General features: G+C 47.6%; 19 protein-coding genes and 1 tRNA gene. 10 read left to right on the forward strand and 10 right to left on the reverse strand.

Annotated elements, in window-relative coordinates:
- Positions 1 to 73: 73 nt before the first annotated feature.
- From QUB64_RS04800 to QUB64_RS04830, 7 genes are all read right to left on the reverse strand, one after another.
- Complete coding sequence (locus tag QUB64_RS04800) at positions 74 to 781, reverse strand: hypothetical protein (protein ID WP_333270611.1); 708 nt, start codon at positions 779 to 781, stop codon at positions 74 to 76.
- Positions 782 to 813: 32 nt separating this feature from the next.
- Complete coding sequence (locus QUB64_RS04805) at positions 814 to 1,491, reverse strand: actin-binding WH2 domain-containing protein (RefSeq protein WP_333270371.1); 678 nt, start codon at positions 1,489 to 1,491, stop codon at positions 814 to 816.
- A gap of 89 nt (positions 1,492 to 1,580) precedes the next feature.
- On the reverse strand, positions 1,581 to 2,408 hold the full coding sequence (locus QUB64_RS04810) for an ABC transporter permease (RefSeq protein WP_333270374.1): 828 nt from the start codon (positions 2,406 to 2,408) through the stop codon (positions 1,581 to 1,583).
- 7 nt (positions 2,409 to 2,415) lie between these two features.
- Complete coding sequence (locus QUB64_RS04815; RefSeq protein WP_333270377.1) at positions 2,416 to 3,330, reverse strand: ABC transporter permease; 915 nt, start codon at positions 3,328 to 3,330, stop codon at positions 2,416 to 2,418.
- A gap of 152 nt (positions 3,331 to 3,482) precedes the next feature.
- Positions 3,483 to 3,620 carry a hypothetical protein gene (locus QUB64_RS04820; RefSeq protein ID WP_333270380.1) on the reverse strand — a complete coding sequence of 46 codons (138 nt, stop codon included), beginning with the start codon at positions 3,618 to 3,620 and terminating at the stop codon, positions 3,483 to 3,485.
- Positions 3,607 to 4,908: an ABC transporter substrate-binding protein gene (locus QUB64_RS04825; RefSeq protein ID WP_333270383.1), complete on the reverse strand. Its 1,302-nt coding sequence runs from the start codon at positions 4,906 to 4,908 to the stop codon at positions 3,607 to 3,609. The genes QUB64_RS04820 and QUB64_RS04825 overlap by 14 nt, the downstream gene beginning before the upstream one ends.
- A gap of 274 nt (positions 4,909 to 5,182) precedes the next feature.
- Complete coding sequence (locus QUB64_RS04830; RefSeq protein WP_333270386.1) at positions 5,183 to 6,382, reverse strand: ABC transporter ATP-binding protein; 1,200 nt, start codon at positions 6,380 to 6,382, stop codon at positions 5,183 to 5,185.
- Positions 6,383 to 6,786: 404 nt separating this feature from the next.
- Here QUB64_RS04830 and QUB64_RS04835 point away from each other — a divergent pair, with 404 nt between their 5' ends.
- The 10 genes from QUB64_RS04835 (at position 6,787) to QUB64_RS04880 (ending at position 16,111) form a co-directional block, all read left to right on the forward strand.
- Entirely contained in the window at positions 6,787 to 7,485 is a 699-nt protein-coding gene (locus tag QUB64_RS04835; protein WP_333270614.1) for an aspartate/glutamate racemase family protein, read from the forward strand.
- Between the two features lie 502 nt (positions 7,486 to 7,987).
- Positions 7,988 to 8,164: a hypothetical protein gene (locus tag QUB64_RS04840; RefSeq protein ID WP_333270388.1), complete on the forward strand. Its 177-nt coding sequence runs from the start codon at positions 7,988 to 7,990 to the stop codon at positions 8,162 to 8,164.
- 7 nt (positions 8,165 to 8,171) lie between these two features.
- The gene (locus QUB64_RS04845; protein ID WP_333270391.1) at positions 8,172 to 9,233 is read left to right on the forward strand and encodes a tyrosine-type recombinase/integrase; all 1,062 of its coding nucleotides are present in this window, start codon (positions 8,172 to 8,174) and stop codon (positions 9,231 to 9,233) included.
- A gap of 264 nt (positions 9,234 to 9,497) precedes the next feature.
- Positions 9,498 to 9,941, forward strand: coding sequence for a hypothetical protein (locus QUB64_RS04850; protein WP_333270394.1), 444 nt, complete (start codon positions 9,498 to 9,500; stop codon positions 9,939 to 9,941).
- Positions 9,941 to 10,453, forward strand: coding sequence for a hypothetical protein (locus QUB64_RS04855; protein ID WP_333270397.1), 513 nt, complete (start codon positions 9,941 to 9,943; stop codon positions 10,451 to 10,453). Before QUB64_RS04850 ends, QUB64_RS04855 begins: the two co-directional genes overlap by 1 nt.
- Positions 10,453 to 10,716, forward strand: coding sequence for a hypothetical protein (locus tag QUB64_RS04860; protein WP_333270400.1), 264 nt, complete (start codon positions 10,453 to 10,455; stop codon positions 10,714 to 10,716). Before QUB64_RS04855 ends, QUB64_RS04860 begins: the two co-directional genes overlap by 1 nt.
- Positions 10,707 to 11,261 (forward strand): hypothetical protein, encoded by a 555-nt coding sequence (locus tag QUB64_RS04865; RefSeq protein ID WP_333270401.1) that lies wholly within the window; start codon positions 10,707 to 10,709, stop codon positions 11,259 to 11,261. Before QUB64_RS04860 ends, QUB64_RS04865 begins: the two co-directional genes overlap by 10 nt.
- A 352-nt stretch (positions 11,262 to 11,613) precedes the next feature.
- Positions 11,614 to 11,820, forward strand: a complete 207-nt coding sequence (locus QUB64_RS04870) for a hypothetical protein (protein ID WP_333270404.1) — start codon at positions 11,614 to 11,616, stop codon at positions 11,818 to 11,820.
- 644 nt (positions 11,821 to 12,464) lie between these two features.
- Positions 12,465 to 15,431, forward strand: coding sequence for a DUF3987 domain-containing protein (locus tag QUB64_RS04875; RefSeq protein WP_333270406.1), 2,967 nt, complete (start codon positions 12,465 to 12,467; stop codon positions 15,429 to 15,431).
- A gap of 56 nt (positions 15,432 to 15,487) precedes the next feature.
- Positions 15,488 to 16,111, forward strand: coding sequence for a hypothetical protein (locus tag QUB64_RS04880; protein ID WP_333270408.1), 624 nt, complete (start codon positions 15,488 to 15,490; stop codon positions 16,109 to 16,111).
- Positions 16,112 to 16,359: 248 nt separating this feature from the next.
- Here QUB64_RS04880 and QUB64_RS04885 read toward each other — a convergent pair.
- From QUB64_RS04885 to QUB64_RS04895, 3 genes are all read right to left on the reverse strand, one after another.
- A tRNA-Gly gene (locus QUB64_RS04885) sits at positions 16,360 to 16,430 on the reverse strand.
- Between the two features lie 146 nt (positions 16,431 to 16,576).
- Positions 16,577 to 18,757, reverse strand: coding sequence for an excinuclease ABC subunit UvrC (gene uvrC, locus QUB64_RS04890; RefSeq protein WP_333270410.1), 2,181 nt, complete (start codon positions 18,755 to 18,757; stop codon positions 16,577 to 16,579).
- A gap of 389 nt (positions 18,758 to 19,146) precedes the next feature.
- Positions 19,147 to 19,899 carry an amino acid ABC transporter ATP-binding protein gene (locus tag QUB64_RS04895; RefSeq protein ID WP_293261102.1) on the reverse strand — a complete coding sequence of 251 codons (753 nt, stop codon included), beginning with the start codon at positions 19,897 to 19,899 and terminating at the stop codon, positions 19,147 to 19,149.
- Positions 19,900 to 19,904 lie beyond the last annotated feature (5 nt).

Here is a 19,904-nt window from a genome sequence, read left to right on the forward strand (position 1 = left end):
ACTACAAACCTGACTACGAACCTGTCATTTAAAACTTAGATGGAAGGACTAAAGTCCTTACTACGAACCTGTATCATTTGCCATTTTGCAACTTTCTTACCTCTTTGTGCACGCTCATCCCAATTTCCAAAGCCTCATTTAGCAAGCGCCCGTATTCGCTGGCGCGATCGCTCACATCCAATGCCATCAAAGCTGCTAAATTACTTTCAATATTAGCAAATAACTCGTAGCGGCGACCGATAAATTTCTGGTTTTCCCGGAGAATCCTCTCTGTTTTTAAAGCACAGACCAAACTTTCTCTAGTGATTTGTAATGCCTCAATTGCATCTTGTCGGTTAATTAAATTGGGTTGTAAATTGCCAGCCGCGGTTAGGCGATCGATAATATCTAAAGCCTGAATCACCTCATGATACTTCTCAACTTCGTCCAACAAACCCGCCAGGGTTTCTAAAGGCTTGGCTTTCACCCATTGATAGACATTCCAAGCAACCGCAATCGCCAGCGACAAACCCAAAGTTAATTGTAAAACTCGGACAAATATTTCAGCATCGCTAACTGAACTAACCTCATGTTTGTTGGCTAATAAAGCAACAGGGAGCGACACAACAAGCGTCACGCAAAATATCAGCAACTCATGCAACAAAAGAGCAAACAGCTTTTTGCCGTCCCGGAGTGTAGCAGGCCGATAAAAATTCCCTGAAAAACCGTCGCCCAAAGCTATTCCGCTCAAATCTTCCAATTCCTTCTCAGGAATTCTCAACCCATCCAAATCCGCTTGCATCACTATGGCAAATCTCCTTAAATTGGCATTAATTAAAATCCTCCCAGAGACCTAATTGAATCCCACACACTCAGATAAAAATTGCTGTCTCTGCCTCGGAACAGTTGAAAAGCTCTTCCAGGCGCCCCAAAAAACGGTCTCAGCGTCCATCCCAACTGACTGCCCACAAAGGCATAAAGTCCCAACCAGAAACGCAAAATATTTAGTCTGATGTCTTTGCCTTCGGAATCTTGTTCGGACAGAAAGTGCATTCCTTGATAAATGAAGCTTACCCCTAAAAATCCTGTAATTGCCATGATAGCCACATTCAACAGCAGATAAAAATTGTAATTGGTACTGCTGATTAAGAAAAACAGGCTGACAGGTGCAAATCCAAACAGCAAAACGCTAATCATCGCCATCGATGTCATCAACAAGGTCAAATACTGTTCAAAAGTGCGTCTTGAACCAAACATGACATTAAAAAAGTACAGTGTGGGAAAGCAGATAATCAGCGTCAGCAAGTAAAGTGCTGGCAACTTGATTGCTGAAACTAGACATTGCATCCACGTACTGGATGCACCTAATATTGCTCCGTAAATGCCAAAAAATATGGTACTGGCAATCAACAAACCAAAAATTTTAGATTTGAGCTTGACGCCTTCGCGAATTTCTTCGAGAAACTGTTGCCGTTCCCGCAGCAAATACATTACTACTGAAAAATATTTCACGGGTTCTCCTTGTGACTGATGCGACTCCGAATCAGTCATAGCTCAAGCTGAGGGCGATCGCCAATCTTGCCAACTGAGGACACTCTATGTTAACCGCGCTTTGGCTTGTTCTGACTCTTTGACAGGTAAGTAATTGCAAATACCGTCAAAGCAATCAAAGCAAACGAGAAAATGGTTGTCAGCGTACCCAAAGCATAAAGCGCTGGGGATGTGACGTTGGTAGTCATGCCAAAGATTTCTAGAGGGAGGGTGTTGGTGTCGCCCGATGCTAGAGAAGTGCGCGTAAATTCATCGTAGGACAAGGTAAAACTCAGCAACGCCACCCCAACTACACTCGAAGCAATTAAGGGAAACACAATCTGCCAGAATGTCGTGACATCATTGGCACCTAAATCGCGGGAGGCTTCCTCATATGCTGGATTAAACCGCCCAAAAATCCCCAGCATGATTAAGAACGCAAACGGTATAGTCCAGGTGAGATGTGCTCCTAATGCCGAAGTGTACCAGGCGTTTCCCCAGCCTAGTAAGTTAAATACTACTGCGATACCTAGGGAAATCAAAATGCTGGGGACGATTAAGCTAGAAATGGTGAGGTAAAAAATTAGATTCGATCCTTTGAAGCGGTTGCGAAATGCCATCCCTGCCATCATGCTGGAGATGACTGTCAATACCATGACAATCAATCCTAACCAGAGCGATCGCCAGAAGGCATCGGTAAAGTTGCCTACCCGTTGTTCTTCAAACACCGATCGCATCCACATCAAGCTAAACCCTTTCATCGGAAAGGTTAAGCTGCCTTCTGGGCCTTGTAATGATAGCAGAAAAATTGCCGACATTGGCCCGTACAGAAACAACACAAACAATCCAAAGAATCCGGCCAGCAGATAATAGGATAGCGGGCGCTTTTTGTTTTCCATAATTCCTCTACAGTTCCTTGCGAATATCGACGACACGCAAAATGGCAAACACCATAATTAGGGTCACAATCAGCAGAATCACTGCATTTGCAGCAGCTAGGGGATATTGCAAACTGCCAATCTGGTTTTTAATCAAGTTTCCCATTGAAGCTACCTGTCCGCCTCCCATCAGCCGCACGGTAGCAAACTCTCCCATCACCAGCGTGACAATAAAAATGGTGCCGATCGCAATTCCCGAAGCAGACAGGGGCACAATGATTTCTTTTTGAATTTGAAACGGTGAAGCACCGGCATCTTCAGCCGCAGACACCAGAGCGCGATCGATCCGCATCATGCTGTTGAAAATCGGTGCCACCATAAACAGAGTATAGAGATGCACCATCGCCAAAATCACCGAAAAGTCGGAGAAGAGAAACATTTCAATTGGTTGCTCTGTGAGGTGCAATCCCATCAAAGCTTGGTTCAGCAACCCTTCCCGTCCCAAGAAGGGAATCCAGGAAATCATCCGAATAATATTCGATGTCAGAAATGGCACAGTACAAATTAGAAACAGAATTGTTTGCCACTTGGAACTTTTAACGTGAAACGACAGAAAATAGGCAACTGGATAACTAATCAGCAAACAAATCAACCACACAACGGCTGCAAACTTAAAGGTATTGAGATAAGTGGCGAGGGTGACTTTTGAGGTGAATACTGTGATGTAATTCGCTAGTGTAAAACCGGGTACCATTGCGTAGCCGTTGAAATTCCAAAAGCTGACGACAATAATTGCCGCGATCGGCAATACTAAAAATAAGAGCAGAACAATGGTTTGCGGTGATACCAGCAGGTAGGGCTGGAGTGCTTTCCAATTGAAAGGTTTAGCTCGACTGGGGCGAACTGGTTGTGAAGGAGCCGACTGGTTCTTAGTGGTTGTCATGGTGTTTAAGTTCGCTAGACAATTGGACTAAAAGGCGGGGATAAGTCAATACGCTGGCGTTAATATTGTTTGTTTCCCGGAGATCCCCCTCGCATCCCCCTGATATTCGGGAGACTTTAAGAACTCTCTTGTCCCGCCCTTTTTTAAGGGGGTTAGGGGGGATCGGCTTTATCCCAAGCGTATTGAGCGATTAGTAAGTTGAGGCGATCGATAAACGCATTCAAACCAGCCGCCAACTCGTACCGAATCAGAGCGCAGTTGCCGCGATTCAACCGTTTAAGCTGCCACAAACTCGTTCCACTTCTGAACCAAGTATGTCTGCTCCTGCATCACCGAGTTCCAGCAAGCAATGTTGGCAAAGCGCTCCTGAAAAGAACCGCCATCTCGGAGTGCGCCCTTCGATTCAATCTTTTTGCCAAAGGGATCTACGATATCGATCGCCGCTGGTTTGCCTTCATACCAAAAATCCCACTCCTCCGGCTTCATAAACTTGCGGGCGGTTTCTGGTGCCGCGCTGTAATAGCCTTGGCGACCTAAGAATCCGCCCATCCATCCATCCAGCATCCAGTTGAGATACTCGTAGGCCGCATCGAGAGCAATACCTTGTAAATTTCTCGAAATCCCAATACCACCGCCCCAACCGCGATAGCCTTCCTTGAGGGGAGCATAAACGCACTTAATCCCTCGCGATTTCACCGCAGTCACCGCAGGCGACCACATCGATTGCAGCACCACTTCCCCCGATGACATCAAGTTGACCGACTCGTCAAAATTTTTCCAAAATGCCCGAAACTGTCCGCTCTTCTTGAGTTCGATCAGCATTGCGGTTACTTTGTCAAGTTCTTCTTTGGTCATGTTGCCCTTGTCACCAAATTTCATCCTACCGGCTGCTTCTAACACCATCGCAGCATCCATAATCCCGATCGACGGAATATCGAGCAGCGCAGTTTTTCCCTTATATTTGGGATCGAGCAATTCTGCCCAGGATTCAATTTTCTTGCCAGTTAGATCGGGACGGTAGCCCAAGGTATCAGCATTGTATTGGAACGGAATCAAAGTCGCCCAATCCGTAGGCGTGGGCGAAAACTCCTTGGAATCTTTGTCTTTGACATACATCACCTTAAAGGGAGCCGTCCCCTGGGAAATGTTCACCTTTGCCCCTGCGGCGAACTTACCCGTCGTAAAGTAGGGAACGATTTTGTCCCAATTTTTGATTTTCTTGACGGAGAGCGGTTGCAGATTTCCCGATGGAAACACCAGGGGCAAACTGAAATATTCCCCATCAAAAATGTCGTACTGTTTGGGCTGAGTAATCGCGATCTGATTGTTTTCTTCCGTACTCAATGCCCGCAGTTGAATCTTGAAGCCCAAATCCTTTTCGGCTTGCGCTTTAATCTCTTTACTTTGAGCTGCTCCAGTGCCAATAAACCGCAGGGTGACATCTTTAAGGGAATTGGTAATCACCCCGGGTGCAGCTCCGGTCGAGGCTTCTTTTTTGGGACTGCAACTTGCGGCTGCAACCATTGCTCCAGCGGCGAGTCCGGTTGTGATTAGTTGACGGCGACCGATCTTTGACATGGCGATTACTGCTCACAAAATACAATAAATTCACAAAACGTCTGCGAAACAAACCCGCCCCGAGGATTAACATCCGGTGCGATCTTCATTCAGTTGACAGTTGACAGTTGACAGTTGACAGTTGAAAGAAGAGCCCGATCGCAAGCGAGAAGGGTTGACAGCACTTGACAAAAGAAGTCCGAGGATTGGAGTAATGAAAGTCTGATTTTAATTTCTCCCTACAAGGGTTCCTGCTTTAAACCAATTCTTTCTGGTAAATCTACAGAATGCGTTGCTAATGAGGCAGAAAAACGCCATCATCTTTTGACCAACTCAGGACAACTAACTGCCCTTCGCTCAGGGAATTACTGTTCCAGTCATTGGTGCGAGCTTTATAGAGCAGTTCTTGTCCAGTTGCCTCACCCATTAACGAAACTCGTGTCACGTATCCGGTCATTTCTACAGCAGTAATTCGAGCAACAATCTGGTTGCCTGCCAAGGTTGATTTGACTGGAATATCTGGGTTGTAACCCTCTACATGAAGCAAGTCAGGACGAACCGAACAAGCTGCTTCTGTCCCAACGGGGCTGGCGTAGCCTCGGCAGTAAAAGATTCCCAAATTCTCGCTCTCTAGCTGAATCACATCCAGTTCGCCGTCATTCATGACATTTTTGACTTTGCCGCTGAAGATGTTGTTGTCGCCCATGAATTTGGCAACAAATTGAGAGCCGGGACGATCGTACAATTCATCGGGAGTCGCAACTTGATCCAGCCGACCGTGACTCATGACAACCACCATGTCAGAAAGGGAAAAGGCTTCTTCTACGTGGTGGGTGACTTGAATGAATGTCAAACCAAACTGTTTTTGAATTTTGCGGAGTTCCGTTCGCATCCGCACCCGCAGGTTTTCATCCAAGGCGCTGAGGGGTTCGTCTAGCATCAACACTTGGGGACGGGTGACGAGGGCGCGCGCTAAGGCAATCCGCTGTTGCTGTCCGCCGCTGAGTTGGGTTGGTTTGCGATCGGCAGTGTGGCTCAGACCGATAATTTCCAGGAGTTCTCCGACACGGGCGCGACGTTGTGCTTGCGGCACGTTCCGCATTTTCAAACCAAATTCGATATTTTCCCAAATCGTTTTGTGCGGAAACAGAGCATAGCTCTGAAACATCATGGAAGTGTTGCGTTTAGCCGCTGGCAAATCATTGACGCGCTTGTCTGCGATCAGAATATCGCCGCTGGTAATGTCTTCGTGTCCGGCGACCATCCGGAGAACCGTAGTTTTACCGCAACCGCTGGGCCCTAAAAGACAACAGTATTTGCCTGCGGGAATATCGAGTGTAATGTTTTCCACGGCTGTCACGGCACCGTATTTTTTGGTGACAGATCGCAGAGATACCCCAGCAGCCGCCCCGGCCAATGCCTGCTGAATGTCTGTGACAGAAGATGAGTCTGTTATGCTGACTCCCAGGGTTTTTATTCCGGTGTCAATTGTCATGGTTACTCCTGTGGGAAAAGGATGAATTTCATGAAAACTTGTAGATTCAGTGAAATGTCTGAATCCTTACTCATTAGCTGAAGGCTGCCTCACCATGGCATGACTAAGAATTTATGTTTGCTTGTCACCATACTTTAGACAGATTTTTTATTAAGGTGAATAGTAAATTATCAAAATCAAAGAACTCCTGGAACTGGCACATATATCTTTGATTGTCAGCGATAATTGTATACAGTTTTTGTACAGGACTTCTCTGCTCAAAAAAGTCTATTTAGATACAATTCAAAATGATTGCTAACACCATTTGATGAAGTGATGAGCAATTAGGTGTTAATTAACTTGCACTGCAATTTGTACACAAAAATTGTCAAAAAGATCCAGGCTATTGCAAATCTATGAAAATCATGGCGATCAACCCAAACACAACAGCCAGTATGACAGAAAAAATCGGTGCAGTCGCCCGATCGGTTGCCAGTCCTGGAACTGAGATTATTGCCTGCAATCCGCAGTCAGGGCCTGCTGCGATCGAGGGACATTACGACGAAGCCTTGAGTGCGATCGGGGTACTGGAGGAAATTTGTAAAGGAGAAGCAGAAGGCATGGATGGATACGTGATTGCTTGCTTTGGCGATCCGGGACTATTGGCAGCACGCGAGTTGGCAAAAGGGCCGGTGTTGGGAATTGCCGAAGCCGCCATGCACGCTGCGAGTTTTATCTCAACTGGGTTTTCCGTTGTCACAACTCTGGGACGGACAAGGACGATCGCTCAACATCTAGTTGATAATTACGGGATGACGCGGTTTTGTCGCAATGTTCGGGCGATCGACTTACCGGTATTGAGTTTAGAAACTCCTCAGGCCAAAGCTGCAATTTGGCAAGAATGCCGTTTGGCGCTGGAACAAGACCATTGTGGGGCGATCGTCCTGGGCTGTGCTGGTATGGCCGATTTACCGATGCAATTGAGTCAGGAATTAGGCATTCCAGTTATTGATGGGGTGAGTGCAGCAGTTAAATTTGTGGAAGCTTTAGTCTGTCTGGGTATAGGAACCAGCAAGGTAGGCGATTTGGCATATCCAACGTCCAAATCTTATTTGTCGGCCTAACCAGTTGAAGAGTAAGCGCAAAAAGTCGAGGGCGGACTTAGCAGATATGGAGACTGTTCTAGATCTGCTCTCCCGGTTGTGGAGTGGTGAAACAGTTCCCTAGGGTTTCTCAGGATATTCTGACTTTCTGTTTGGAGCGGGGTGAGTATCGCCAAAACATGATACTCACTTGATACTCACTTGATACTCAAAAAACGGCATCTGACCGTCAACTTCTAGTCATTTGATACTCAGTTGATACTCACCTCAACCCCTGATTCACCTGTATTTCCGCCAATAAAAAACCTCAAACCGTTGATTTCTCGTTGGTTTGAGGTCTTGATTGTTGTAAGCGGGCAGCGGGAATCGAACCCGCATAATTAGCTTGGAAGGCAGCCAGCAAAAATAGACAAACCTCATATGCAGCAATAGTTTCCGAAACAATTGAATTTACTTGCGGTATTACCGTAGTCATTGCGTAGTCAATTTGATAAAATTGGTTGGTCAAGTTTGGTAAAAGTACATGACTAAAACTCCTGAATCTGGTGGCAAAGCTTCTCACGGTTCTGTTGTAGTGGCGACTCGCGAAGGAAGGCTGCGACTGCAACTGCCGAGACATTTGTATGGGGGGGAGCAAAAATACTTATCTCTGGGGATGCCGGACACCGCTGAGAACTGGAAGTTGGCAGAGAGAGGCTAAAGCACAGTTGATTGAATCCGATATCAAGTTCGAGCGGTTCGACCCCACACTCAAAAAGTACAAGCCCCAGGCTCACTTGACCGTCATCGAAACCATCAAGCCCCAACCGGAAGTAACCTTCTCCCAGTTGTTTGTCAAATATTTGCAGTACAAGAAGCCCACAGTCAAGGAAACGACTTTTAACTACTTGGTTGTGATTCAAAGCTATATTGACCGCTGCCCCTATCAAGGAGTTTCGGAAGAGAGCGCTTTGCAAGTGCGCCAGTGGCTGCTAGACAACACCACTAGCAGTATGTCTAAACGGATTCTTACTCATCTGAATGCTGCGGTGAAATGGGGGGTTAAATTTAAGGTCATCAAAGGTTTGGCTCTGTCGCCACTTGAGGGAATGGCTGCTGAGCTACCTAAACATAACTGGGAAACAAACCCAGAACCTAACGCTTTTTCGGCGGTGGAAAAACAGCTAGTCTTAGAGGCTTTCAAAAGTCATAGCGGAACTTGGAACGGTCGGGGATACGCGGGTCAAAAGCTTTGTTTTTATTACCCTTTGGTTAACTTCTGGTTCCTAACTGGGTGCCGTCCTTCTGAAGCTGTCGGACTGAGGTGGTGCGATGTTGCTTCAGACTTTTCTCACATTGTGTTCAACGGCAGCATCCAGCATCCGGGCGGTGTTGAGACAAGGGTTGTGGGCAGCAAGAACAACAAGCAAAGGAAGTTTTACTGCAATCAAGAGCTAACCAGTTTGCTGATAAGTCTCAAGCCTGAATCTTTGTCGGACAACAGTCGCCTGGTGTTTCCATCTCCAGTCAAAGGTGGCGCTATTAATTACAACAATTTCTGCAAGCAAGTGTGGGACAAGTTGGTTGACCCAATTACTGACGGCATACGCCACCAAGAACAGGACTATAAAAGGACTACCCCATACTCTTGTCGGGATACTTTCATCAGCGAACAGATTGCTAAGGGTGTGCCGTGTGCCGTTGTGGCGCGGTGGTGCGATACGTCGGAGAAAGAGATTAATTCTAAGTATTTAGACGGCAAAATACTGGAGCATCTGCGTCCGTTGTGATGCTGTTAATATGTTGATTCTACTGGCAACTTTGTGAAATAAAAGTTTACAGTCGCACCGTTGACAAATGGCTGTAGACCTGCGATCGTATGTAATCAAGGAAGATTGATGCGCGACTGCTAAGCACTGACAATGCTCACCAAGTCACGACTTCCCCAAACGTTTACTACCAACGGTTTGGAGCTAATAGATTATGACACTTTCAAACGATTGTCCTATGGGACGATCGCAACTCTTTACGTTTGAGTTGGCGGGGGGCTTGGCATGACTAAACCCACCGTCAACTACCGTCGGATTGACAAATTACGGGCGATCGCCTTTGACCGTGGATTCACAAACGAAGATGCAAAACAGTTCGGAAAACTTTCTAAAACTGCTACATGGGAAGCGCTGCTAGAACTGTACCTCATTGACGGTGAATCCCTAGACACACCACTAGACGCTGTGGACACCACACCTGAAACCCTTAATCAGCCTGACGTAGACACTGTAGACACCCTGGAATGGACTAACGACTGTTCATTTCCTGTGTGTAACTTTACCCGTCAAAATTCCACCTTTTTAGAGTGGGTTGATTTCTCCCAACTCATGGCACTCGCACTCGCATCGGCGGGAGTATTTGTGCTGGCGATGTCCCTGTGGAGACAAATCAATCCGCTTAATTTATTTCCCCCAGTCCGCATCACCATTCAAGTAGGACAAAAATAATGAGTTTACAACTGCGACTGTTTGGTGGCACAAAAACTGCTGCTGGAAACTTGGCCGCTACCAATGAAGGCAGCCACGCGATCGACAAATCTAAGGTATTACAAGCAACCGCCCCCGGAGTTATTACCCCCAACAATCCCGGCAACTTTGGTTCAGTCCGCACAGTCCCCGTACTGCCCGAGCCGCGCTACTTTGACCGCGAAGAAGCCGACAGATTGAAAGAACTTGCCAAGGAAAAAACCGACGGCGCGCGCCAGTCCAAGCGAGCCTACAAAGCTTTAGGCAAGATTGAAGAAGCTGACAAAACAGTCCACAAAGCACACCGCCAGTACGAAGGAACAGTCGCCGAAAATGAACTGGGCAAGAAACGCGCTGATGCCGGACTAGCAAAAAAACTGCACGGACTCCGACCCGGTTATGCCCGCTTGGGACTGGGCATTGACAAATCCGACAGCGATGCCCGCACCCGCATTGACGCCATAAAAGCCAAGCTGACAGGGGGTAACGGCTGATGAAAGCGATGTATCTGGTCAACTATTTTGTTGCCGGGTGCATCGCTTCCTCCCTTCTGGGATGGATAGCGAGCTTGCACCCGATGTCGTTTAGGGCGATCGCTTTTTTACTGGCAGCAATTGCCGTCGCTTGGGGAATGTGCTGGCTGCTGGATTACTCCCTAAGCCAAACACTGAAGATTTCAGTACCCCAGTTGCAAGCGCTTTTAGTCAGCAGCTTGGCTGTATTGCTGATAGGTTTGGGGGTGTTCCTATGTACCTAAAAATGTTCGTTTTGAGTGCGTCAGCAGTGGCGCTATGGCTGACTCCTTTGAGCGCACTTGACAAAAAGATAGGCTGGCACAAGGCGATTCAGGGCTTGTCGCTTTGCGGTGCTGCCGCCTGCGCGATCGGGGCGGGTAATATCGCCCGACATCTGGCAGAGGAAAACGAGATTGAGGAAATTAAAACCAGGGCGATTAAGGCTGATGTTGTTGATGAAATCTCTGTTGCCACCTATGTAAGTCAGCAGCAGCGTCAACAGGAAGCCGAAGCAATCTTAAATCCTGTTGAAGCCCTAGAACGCGCTCTAGCACTGCCTGATGCCGATGGGTTGGATTCGGAAACGGAACGTTCAAAACAGCTAGTTGAACCCGAACAGAACGGCTCGGAGAACGGTGAATCAGAACGCGCTGAACGAGTGCTGCAATTAAAGGCAAAAGGCTGGGGCAAAGCCAAAATCATCCTTGAGATTTGGGGAGTCAGCAAGGGGGGTTCGCCGAAATACAAGGCTGCCGAGGCTGAGTATAAACGCTTAATTGGAGAGTAAAAACGCTCTATTTTGCCTTGAAAATAGCCTCCCCCTGAAACCCGCTCTCTGTCTCGTTTTCTCTCTAAAAACTCACTCGTCGGATCTTAGAACCGACGTGGTAGAGACTGGTTAGAGAAATAGAGGTGATTTTCAAGGCAAAATTCGTCCAAAATTTCGGACAAAATTCGGTCTCGCTCCCTGGAAAAACTCACTGGTCGGTATTAATATCAATCACGTAGAGTCCGGTTATAAAAACCCTTACCTAGAGAGGGTTTCTCTCCTAAAACTCACTCGTCGATGTTATAGGTCGAGGTGGTAGAGACTGGCTGGGAAAATCAGCCCTCCAAAAATACCATTTATTGAGGAAATCATGCCCACAGGAAAACCAAAAATCGGAGTGGTGTATTGCAGCGCAGGCGCACCCGTAGACCCGCCCGCTTGTATTCCCGCCAAAGTCTACGAGAGGAAATACTTTGTCTCTCGCTTTCAAATCAAGCGGTTATTGGCAAAGGAGCTGCTGCGCGGAATGCAGTTCAAGCGACGGTTATTTGTTGAAGATGTACCGCCACCGCTCTAAACGTCTATTCCCACATCAAGCCTTTGGTAACATTTAAAAATGGACACTAAATCAGTCGTAAGGATCGAGCGGCCAAATACCCCCTCCACCAACACGGTGGGGAAATTTGTCATAGGCGGACGCATTCAGAAACTGATAGCCCCTGCACGGGCGCTAATTGAATCCAGCGCTACCTTAAGACGGTTGTATGATTACCTGTTCCGAGACAAGTGCCCTGGTGGACTTGAGACCGCTAGAAACTTAAAAAAGCAAACTCTAGCAAGAATTCGGGCAATCCTTGAACTCATAGAAGAGCAAATTCAAGCGGAGTTAGCGAAATTAGAGAGACTCCTAGTTGAGCCAGCCCAAAAGCTTTGTTTCTCAGGAAAAGTATTAACTAAGCCAGGGGTACTCGTTAAGCCTAGGTATGGATTTTTTTCGGCGCTCGATCCGTCGCAACTGTTTATCCCTATCCCCAATAAGACTGAACTTGGTGGCTGTGCTCGCAGTGACTCACTTGTCCGCTTGCTTGTTTTCTAGCGGGCGGTTCCACCTATTTGCCTATTTCAAAAACCTGTAGACACCAAAAAACCGCTGCCTTCAATTGGAACCTGATTCGCAACGGCTTTTTGACTCACACTCACCAGGCGGTGAGCCGTAATCTCGTGAATACATCATACCCCACTGGGGAAAATTCCGCATTTCCAAAATTTAATTCCTGCATCCGCAAGCACCTGACTGAGTGGGTTGAAGGCTCAGCAGTATCAGAAGCGATCGCCTCTCTCAACATCGAATCGCTAACCGTCAAAGAACTTAACGAGCGCATCCGTCCAGGGGAACCCATTAAAACAGGGGGCTGGTGGTGTCGAGGTGTCCAGTGGAAAACTGGTGAACGGGCCGGCAACTGGTACGGACAAGGCAAGCCAGACAAGCCCCATCAGCCAGAAGGTTCCAAGCCACGCAAATACCTCACAGCCAGTGGCATGGAGCCCGACGCAATCTTCCTTGCGATGCCAGATAAGGACTATTGGTCAAAAGTTTACGCTGACAAGTCTATTCGCCGTCACTGGACAGAGGGAACCAAGAAAGCCGGGGCTGGGTTAAGTATTGAGCTTGCAACCATTGCCCTAACGGGTGTGTGGAATTGGGGCAAAGACGGGGAACTAGCACCCTTTGTGAAGGAGTGGGCACAGCCTGACACTATTCACTACATAGACTTTGACTCGGACTATGCCACTAATCCATCCTGTCGCGCTGCCATTTTGAAGTTTGGCCGCTTGCTAGAAGGACGCGGATGCGAGGTATACGTGACGGCTTGGGATGCCCAATTTAAGGGGATGGATGATTTCATCAAAGCCAACGGTGGTGATGCTTACAAAGAGGTTGTAACTAGCGCGCCAAATCTAGCCAAATGGGAAAAATCTTCGCAGGCAGCAGCAAAAGTTTTAAGCCATCCCAAGTTTGAAGCCCGCGAACTTTCAGAACTGAAAACTGAAGTCTGCCAACTGCTAGGGGAAAATCTCAAACGCTCCGACTTGACAATTGCGATCGGAACTCTGTCACAAAAATACGGGAGACCAACCCAAGAAATCCGCTCGCTCTATCAGGAGCTGGAGCAAGAGCTCGATCAAGAGTCCGACCTTGCAGACACGAGAATCGGAATTGAGCAACTACTTGCCTCCAAGTCTGCCAGCGTCAAACTCTCAGAGATATTCCCGGCATCTCTGGCAGACCCGATCGAAGAAGTAGCGCGACGCATGAACCTCAAACCAGAGTGTTACGCGCTAGCACTAATTTCTGGCATCTCAAGATTCTTAAAGAATGGCAGCAGCACAATGCTTGTGGAGGAGTGGAACAGGTATCGGTGTCGGACTTTTGGCTACTTCGGAGCTCTGATTGCTGAATCAAGCCAAATGAAAACTCCGATTATGAATGCCATGATTACAGACCCGCTGGCAGCCATGCGGAAAAAGAATCAGGAGAAGTTTGAGGCCCAGAAGAAAGCCTACACAGAGAAACTTGAACAGTGGAAAAACAGTAAAGATGAGGACAAGGGCCCCGCGCCTGATGCCCCTGTAGAGACAATTCCCTACATCACTAAAGCCACATGGGAGGGAATAGCGGGGATGGTAGGTCGGAATCCCAGTCAAGGAATACTCTGGCTGTGCGATGAGCTTGCAGGATTTTTCAAATCAGCCAACCAGTACCGCAGTGGCAAGGGAAGTGACAAAGAGGACTTGCTGGAGTGCTGGAGCGGTAATGGTGCTGTGGTGGCACGTGCAGCCGGCACTACTGTCAATGTGGGTGCGGTATCCCTTTCTATTTATGGAAATATCCAGCCCAAAGTCTTAGAACCCTTTCTGGGAGATGGCAGCGATGACAACGGAACCTTTGCCCGATTTGACTTTGTGCAGCAGCCACCAGCGTTAACCCAGATAACTTTAGGTGTGTCAAAGATTGACATCAACCCGATGCTGCAAGCGCTCTATGAAAATGTGGACGCTATCCCGATGATGCAATTCGAGCTAGATGAGGAAGCTCGAGAGTTGTTTGCGGACTATTACAACCACTGCCAGAGACTCCGGCTCAATCATCTCAAGCAAGGGATGCGAGCAATGTTGGGCAAAGCTGCTGAGAAAGTTGGCCGCGTCGCAACCATCCTGCACTGCATCCACGCTGCACACATGGGGATTGAGGTTTCCTCCAAGATTCCTGCCAGCCAAGTTGCGGCTGCTATCAAGTGGGTTGAGTACACAACTGTGCAAGCTTTGAGCATAAATATTGAGGTTTCCAGTCCCGATGCACTTGAGAGCAATCTCGCAAAAATTATCTCGCTGGCAGAACGCAAGGGTGGCACGGTAACGGCACGCGATGTTAGCAAGTCCTTCGATGCCAAATATCGCCCAAGCACCCAAAAAATACAGGAATGGTTTGCGGAATTGGCAGCCATGAATTATGGGGAGGTTACAAGTAAGAGTCAAAGTATTCTGTTTTCTCTTACAAAAACCTCCCCATCCTCCCCAGTAGGCTGTAATCGAGACACAGTAAGCATTACAAGTGGGGATACCTCCCTCCCCACTGTATCCCCACCATCCCCACTAAATAACGTCCCCCCCCCATTTATTCAACCTAGTGGGGAGGAATGGGGAGGTAGTGGGGATACAAACCTCCCCACCTTTAAATCCTTACCGGGTAGGGAATTAAGGTCTAGTGGGGAGGATGGGGAGGTTTTTACACCCTCTCCTGAAAACTCTCAGCCCTCAATGATGAGCTGTACTACAGAAAAATCGCCAAATGTTGAGGCTGTTATCGCCAAGGTGAAAGCAGCAAAAACTTGGGGACAAGTACAGCAAGCAATCGGAGACGATGCGGAACTGCGGGAACAGGTAAAGGTTGCGTTGCCCAAGGAGGAGAATCAGCGCATCGGCAAACTTAAGATGGCTGCGGCTGTCAAGACTATCGGCGCGCGCGTTCGCTACGTCGGCGACAACCAGGCGTCGATCGAATGCTATGGAGGTATTGACTTGGTTGTTGATGAGGTCAAGACTGGCTACGGCATCCAAATTGCTTGCAAGATGCCTGACGGTAGCTTCACAACTTGGTTTAGACCTGAAGAGTTGATACCTGTGTAAGTGCTGATACCGTTTCCATAAATGGATAGCCAAACCCTTGACAACCATTTCCATAAATGGCTAAATATAAATATCAGCCATTTATGGAAACGGCAATGACTATTAAAAACAGAGCTCAGACGGGTAAGTTCGCCGCTAAATCTGAAGCGCCGAGAAAAGTGCGAAGTGTCAATTTGACCGATGCTGCTTGGCAATGGCTGGCACGTACCGCAGCAAAAGCGGGTCTAAGTCGAAATGATTGGATAGAAGCAATGGCGGGACAGCAACCACTTATGGAAACGGTAGCAGCTAGCGTCCCACCACTTATGGAAACGGTAGCAGCTAGCGTCCCACCACTTATGGAAACGGCTAGTGAAGTCGAAAGCTTGCGCCAGAGCCTAGAAAGAAGCGACACGCTTATCAAGTCAAGGAATCAAGAAATCTCTGACCTAAATTCTCGGCTGGCAGCGAAAGATGAAATCATCGCCTCGGCGGACGAGCAAATCGAGAAACTCGAATCCGAGTTTGCCGGCCGATCGCAAACTCCATCTGAAGCATCGGCGTCGGTCGGAACCGATTTATCAAAAGTAGAAGCGGCCGACTTGCTTAACCAGTTGAAGTCTAAGCGCAAAAAATCGAGGGCGGAACTGGTGGATATGGAAACGGTTTTGGATTTGCTCTCACAGTTGTCAAAGGAGTGAGACAGTTCCCGATATTTGTCAGAATGTTGTGGCTTGTCGGTCTGGAATAGGGTGTATTAGGGGGTGGGGTCTGCCTAGACCCAAAAAAAACCGTAGTCATTTCGTAGTCATTTGGAACTAAATTTGGTTGTTTCGTGGTCAATCCGTAGTCAATTTTTAGTCGATCCAACCCCGAAATCCCGGTAATTTCGCCAACAAAAAACCTCAAACCATTGATTTCTCGTTGATTTGAGGTCTTAATTGTCGTAAGCGGGCAGCGGGAATCGAACCCGCATAATTAGCTTGGAAGGCTAAAGTTTTACCACTAAACTATGCCCGCACACACACAGAACCTAAACATACCACAAGCTTCTGAGAAATGCAATAGGCCTGTGCAAAATTTCTCAAGTTCTCCCTGAAAGTGGTTGAAGAGGGACTTGCAGCCCGATCGCCTCCCAAATCCCCTCTCCCACGCTACTAAAGGCTTTACGGATGGAAATAATCGTAGATTTGCTGCGCCAGACGCGGGCCAATCCCAGAAACTTCAGCCAACTGTTCGGGAGTCGCTAAACGCAGATAGTCGATCGACCGAAAATGCGCTAACAAGAGTTTTTGTCGGTGGTGTCCCAACCCCGGAATCTCATCCAAGCGCGATCGCTTCATTCTCTGACTTCTTTGATCCCGGTGAAAACTCACAGCAAACCTGTGCGCCTCATCCCGAACCCGCCGCAATAATTGTACGCCCGGTTGCTCAGAATTAGTTGACAGAGGCAAAGATTCCCCCGGCAAAAATATCTCCTCTCGCTGCTTCGCCAAACTCACAACCCGCAACTCATCTAGCAAATTCATCTCCCGCAAAACTTCCACAACTGCTGATAGTTGACCTTTGCCGCCGTCTATCATAATCAAATCTGGTTTGTCAGCAATCGTAGGAGAAACTGAGGACAAACTGCTGACTTCTTCCGCTTCTGGTGAATTACTAAATTCATTTTCATTGCTTTTATCCGTTAAATCCGTTCCCAAATCCGTTGCTGAACTTTCTTTTTCCTTCTTATTTCGGAATCTCCTGCCGATAACTTCTGCTAAACTAGCAAAGTCGTCAGAATGACCAGATTTAATTTCAGGATTTTTAATTTTGTAGTGGCGGTAGTGTTGATTTGCTGGTAAACCATCGATAAATACGACACGGGAAGCTACCGCATCCGAACCTTGAATGTGAGAAATATCGTAACCTTCTATGCGGTGCGGCATTTCTGGTAAATCGAGAATTTCGGCTAAATCTTCCATTGCTTGAGAATTGCGATCGCTCAATCGTTGCATTCTCGCCAATTCGTACTCAGCATTCCGTTCCACCATCTCAATTAACTCCGCCTTAGTTTGGCGCTGCGGAGTCAAAATAGTCACTTTTCGCCCCTTGCGGTTGCTCAACCAATCTGCTAATATTTCGCCTTCTGGTAAGTCGTACTGCACAGAAATTTCGCTGGGAATTTCTACGGCTTCGACATTTTGATAGTGTTCTTCCAAAACTCGCTGCAAAATCGCCCCGGCTTCTACCCCCCCTCGTTCCCCCCCTTGGTAAGGGGGGGAGGTAAGAGAAGCTTGAGATAATTCTTCTTCTACCCCCCCTCGTTCCCCCCCTTGGTAAGGGGGGGAGGTAAGAGAAGCTTGAGATAATTCTTCTTCCCCGGAATGTAGGGGCGGTGGATGGTGCGTGCGTGCCCTGGGTATTTCTTCCCCGGAATGTAGGGGCGGTGCCCCTGTGCGTGCCCTGGGAATCTCCGCCATAAAGCCCAGTCTGCCGACTAATTGACCTGCACGAATCTGGAACAATTGAATGCAGGCGTGCTGCGTGTCTGCTGCCAGCGCGATCGCATCTCTGGAAACAGTATCATTAGGTAAAGACACTTTTTGACCAGCACTCAAAGATTGCAAACCTTTAATTTGGTCGCGAATCCTGGCCGCAGTTTCAAAGTTCAAATCTTCGGCTGCTTGTTCCATTTGCGGTTCCAGAATATCCAGCAATTCCTGAGTCCTTCCCTGGAAAATCATCGCCACTTTTTGAATGATTTTTCGGTACTCCTCCGGCGAAGTTAGCCCCTGACAAACGCCGACGCAGCGGCCGATGTCGTAGTTCAGACAGGGACGGTCTTTAAACAGCGGCTGGGGGCGCTGTCGCAAGGGAAAAATCCGCTTAATTAAATGCAGCGTACTGCGAAGCGCGCCTGTATCGACGTAGGGGCCGTAGTAGCGGTCTTTTGCATTACCTGGCCGACGTTTGCGGGTGATGAAAATGCGCGGGTATTGTTCCGACCAAGTTATGCACAAATAAGGATATTTTTTATCGTCTTTGAGGAGGACATTAAAATAAGGTTGGTGCTGTTTTACGAGGTTGGCTTCTAAGGCTAAAGCTTCCGCTTCTGTGTCGGTGGCGATGAATTCTATTTCGCGCACTTGCTGTACCATCATCGCGATGCGAGGACTGAGGTTTTGGCTTTCGCGGAAGTAGGAACGGACGCGGTTTCGGAGTTTTTTGGATTTGCCGATGTACAGGATGCGATCGCTCTCGTCTCGCATTAAGTATACGCCAGGAACTGCCGGAATTTCTTTGAGCCGGCTTTCTAGGCGTTCTGCATCTTTAATCAGCGGCAGCGTTTTTGTGGACGGCATATAAATTTGATATTTTATGACTTATATCTACTATTGTAACGCTGTTATCCTAGTCAAGGTAATGAATCAGAAATTACAACCCGAGAAGGGTTCGTAGCGAGGACTTTAGGCCTGTGATATTATGCGGACTAAAGTCCTCACTACGAACCTGTTTATTTTTTTATTGATGAGTTTTTTTCTCTGGTATTATGCGGACTAAAGTCCTCACTACGAACCTGTTTATTTTTTTAGTGATGAGTTCTTTACTCTGGCATTATGCGGACTAAAGTCCTCACTACGAACCTCTTTCGGTCATCCGATAAAATTCGGTTGAATAACCCTATTTATTTTGCTGTCTGTGAAGGCGAACTTCGTTTAACTGTCAACTGTCAAATGTCAACTGTCAACTGTTACAATATCTGAGATAAAAACTTGCGGGTTCGTTCTTCTTTCGGATTTTGGAAAAACTCTTCTGGCCCGGCTTCTTCTACTAAAACGCCACCGTCCATCAATACAATGCGATCGGCTACTTCGCGCGCAAACCCGACTTCGTGAGTTACTACTACCATTGTAATTCCTGTTTTCGCCAAATTCCGCATGACATCTAAAACTTCCCGCACCATTTCCGGGTCTAATGCTGATGTCGGTTCGTCAAATAGCATGATTTTCGGCTGCATTGCTAGGGAACGTGCAATAGCAACCCGCTGCTGCTGTCCGCCAGATAATTGTCCGGGATATTTTTGGGCTTGGGACAAAATCCCGACTCTTTCTAACAGTTGCATCGCCACTTCTTCGGCTTTTTTCTTCGGCCAGCGGCGCACCCATACAGGGGCTAGCATGACGTTTTGCAAGACTGATAGGTGGGGAAATAGGTTGAATTGCTGAAACACCATTCCTACTTCCTGGCGAATTTTTTCGATGTTGCGCAAGTCGTGGGAAAGTTCGATTCCGTCGATCGTAATTTTGCCCTGTTGATATGCCTCTAGAGCGTTGAAAGTGCGAATAAACGTGGATTTTCCGGAACCTGAGGGCCCCATGACGACGACGACTTCGCCTCGGTTGACGTTCATGCTGACGCCGCGCAGTACGTGAAATTGTCCGTACCATTTGTGGACGTTTTCTGCGACGATTACTGTTTCTGGAACTGTTAGTTTATCTTGCATAGTTT

The sequence above is a fragment of the Microcoleus sp. Aus8_D2 genome (assembly GCF_036702665.1).
GTDB lineage: Bacteria > Cyanobacteriota > Cyanobacteriia > Cyanobacteriales > Microcoleaceae > Microcoleus.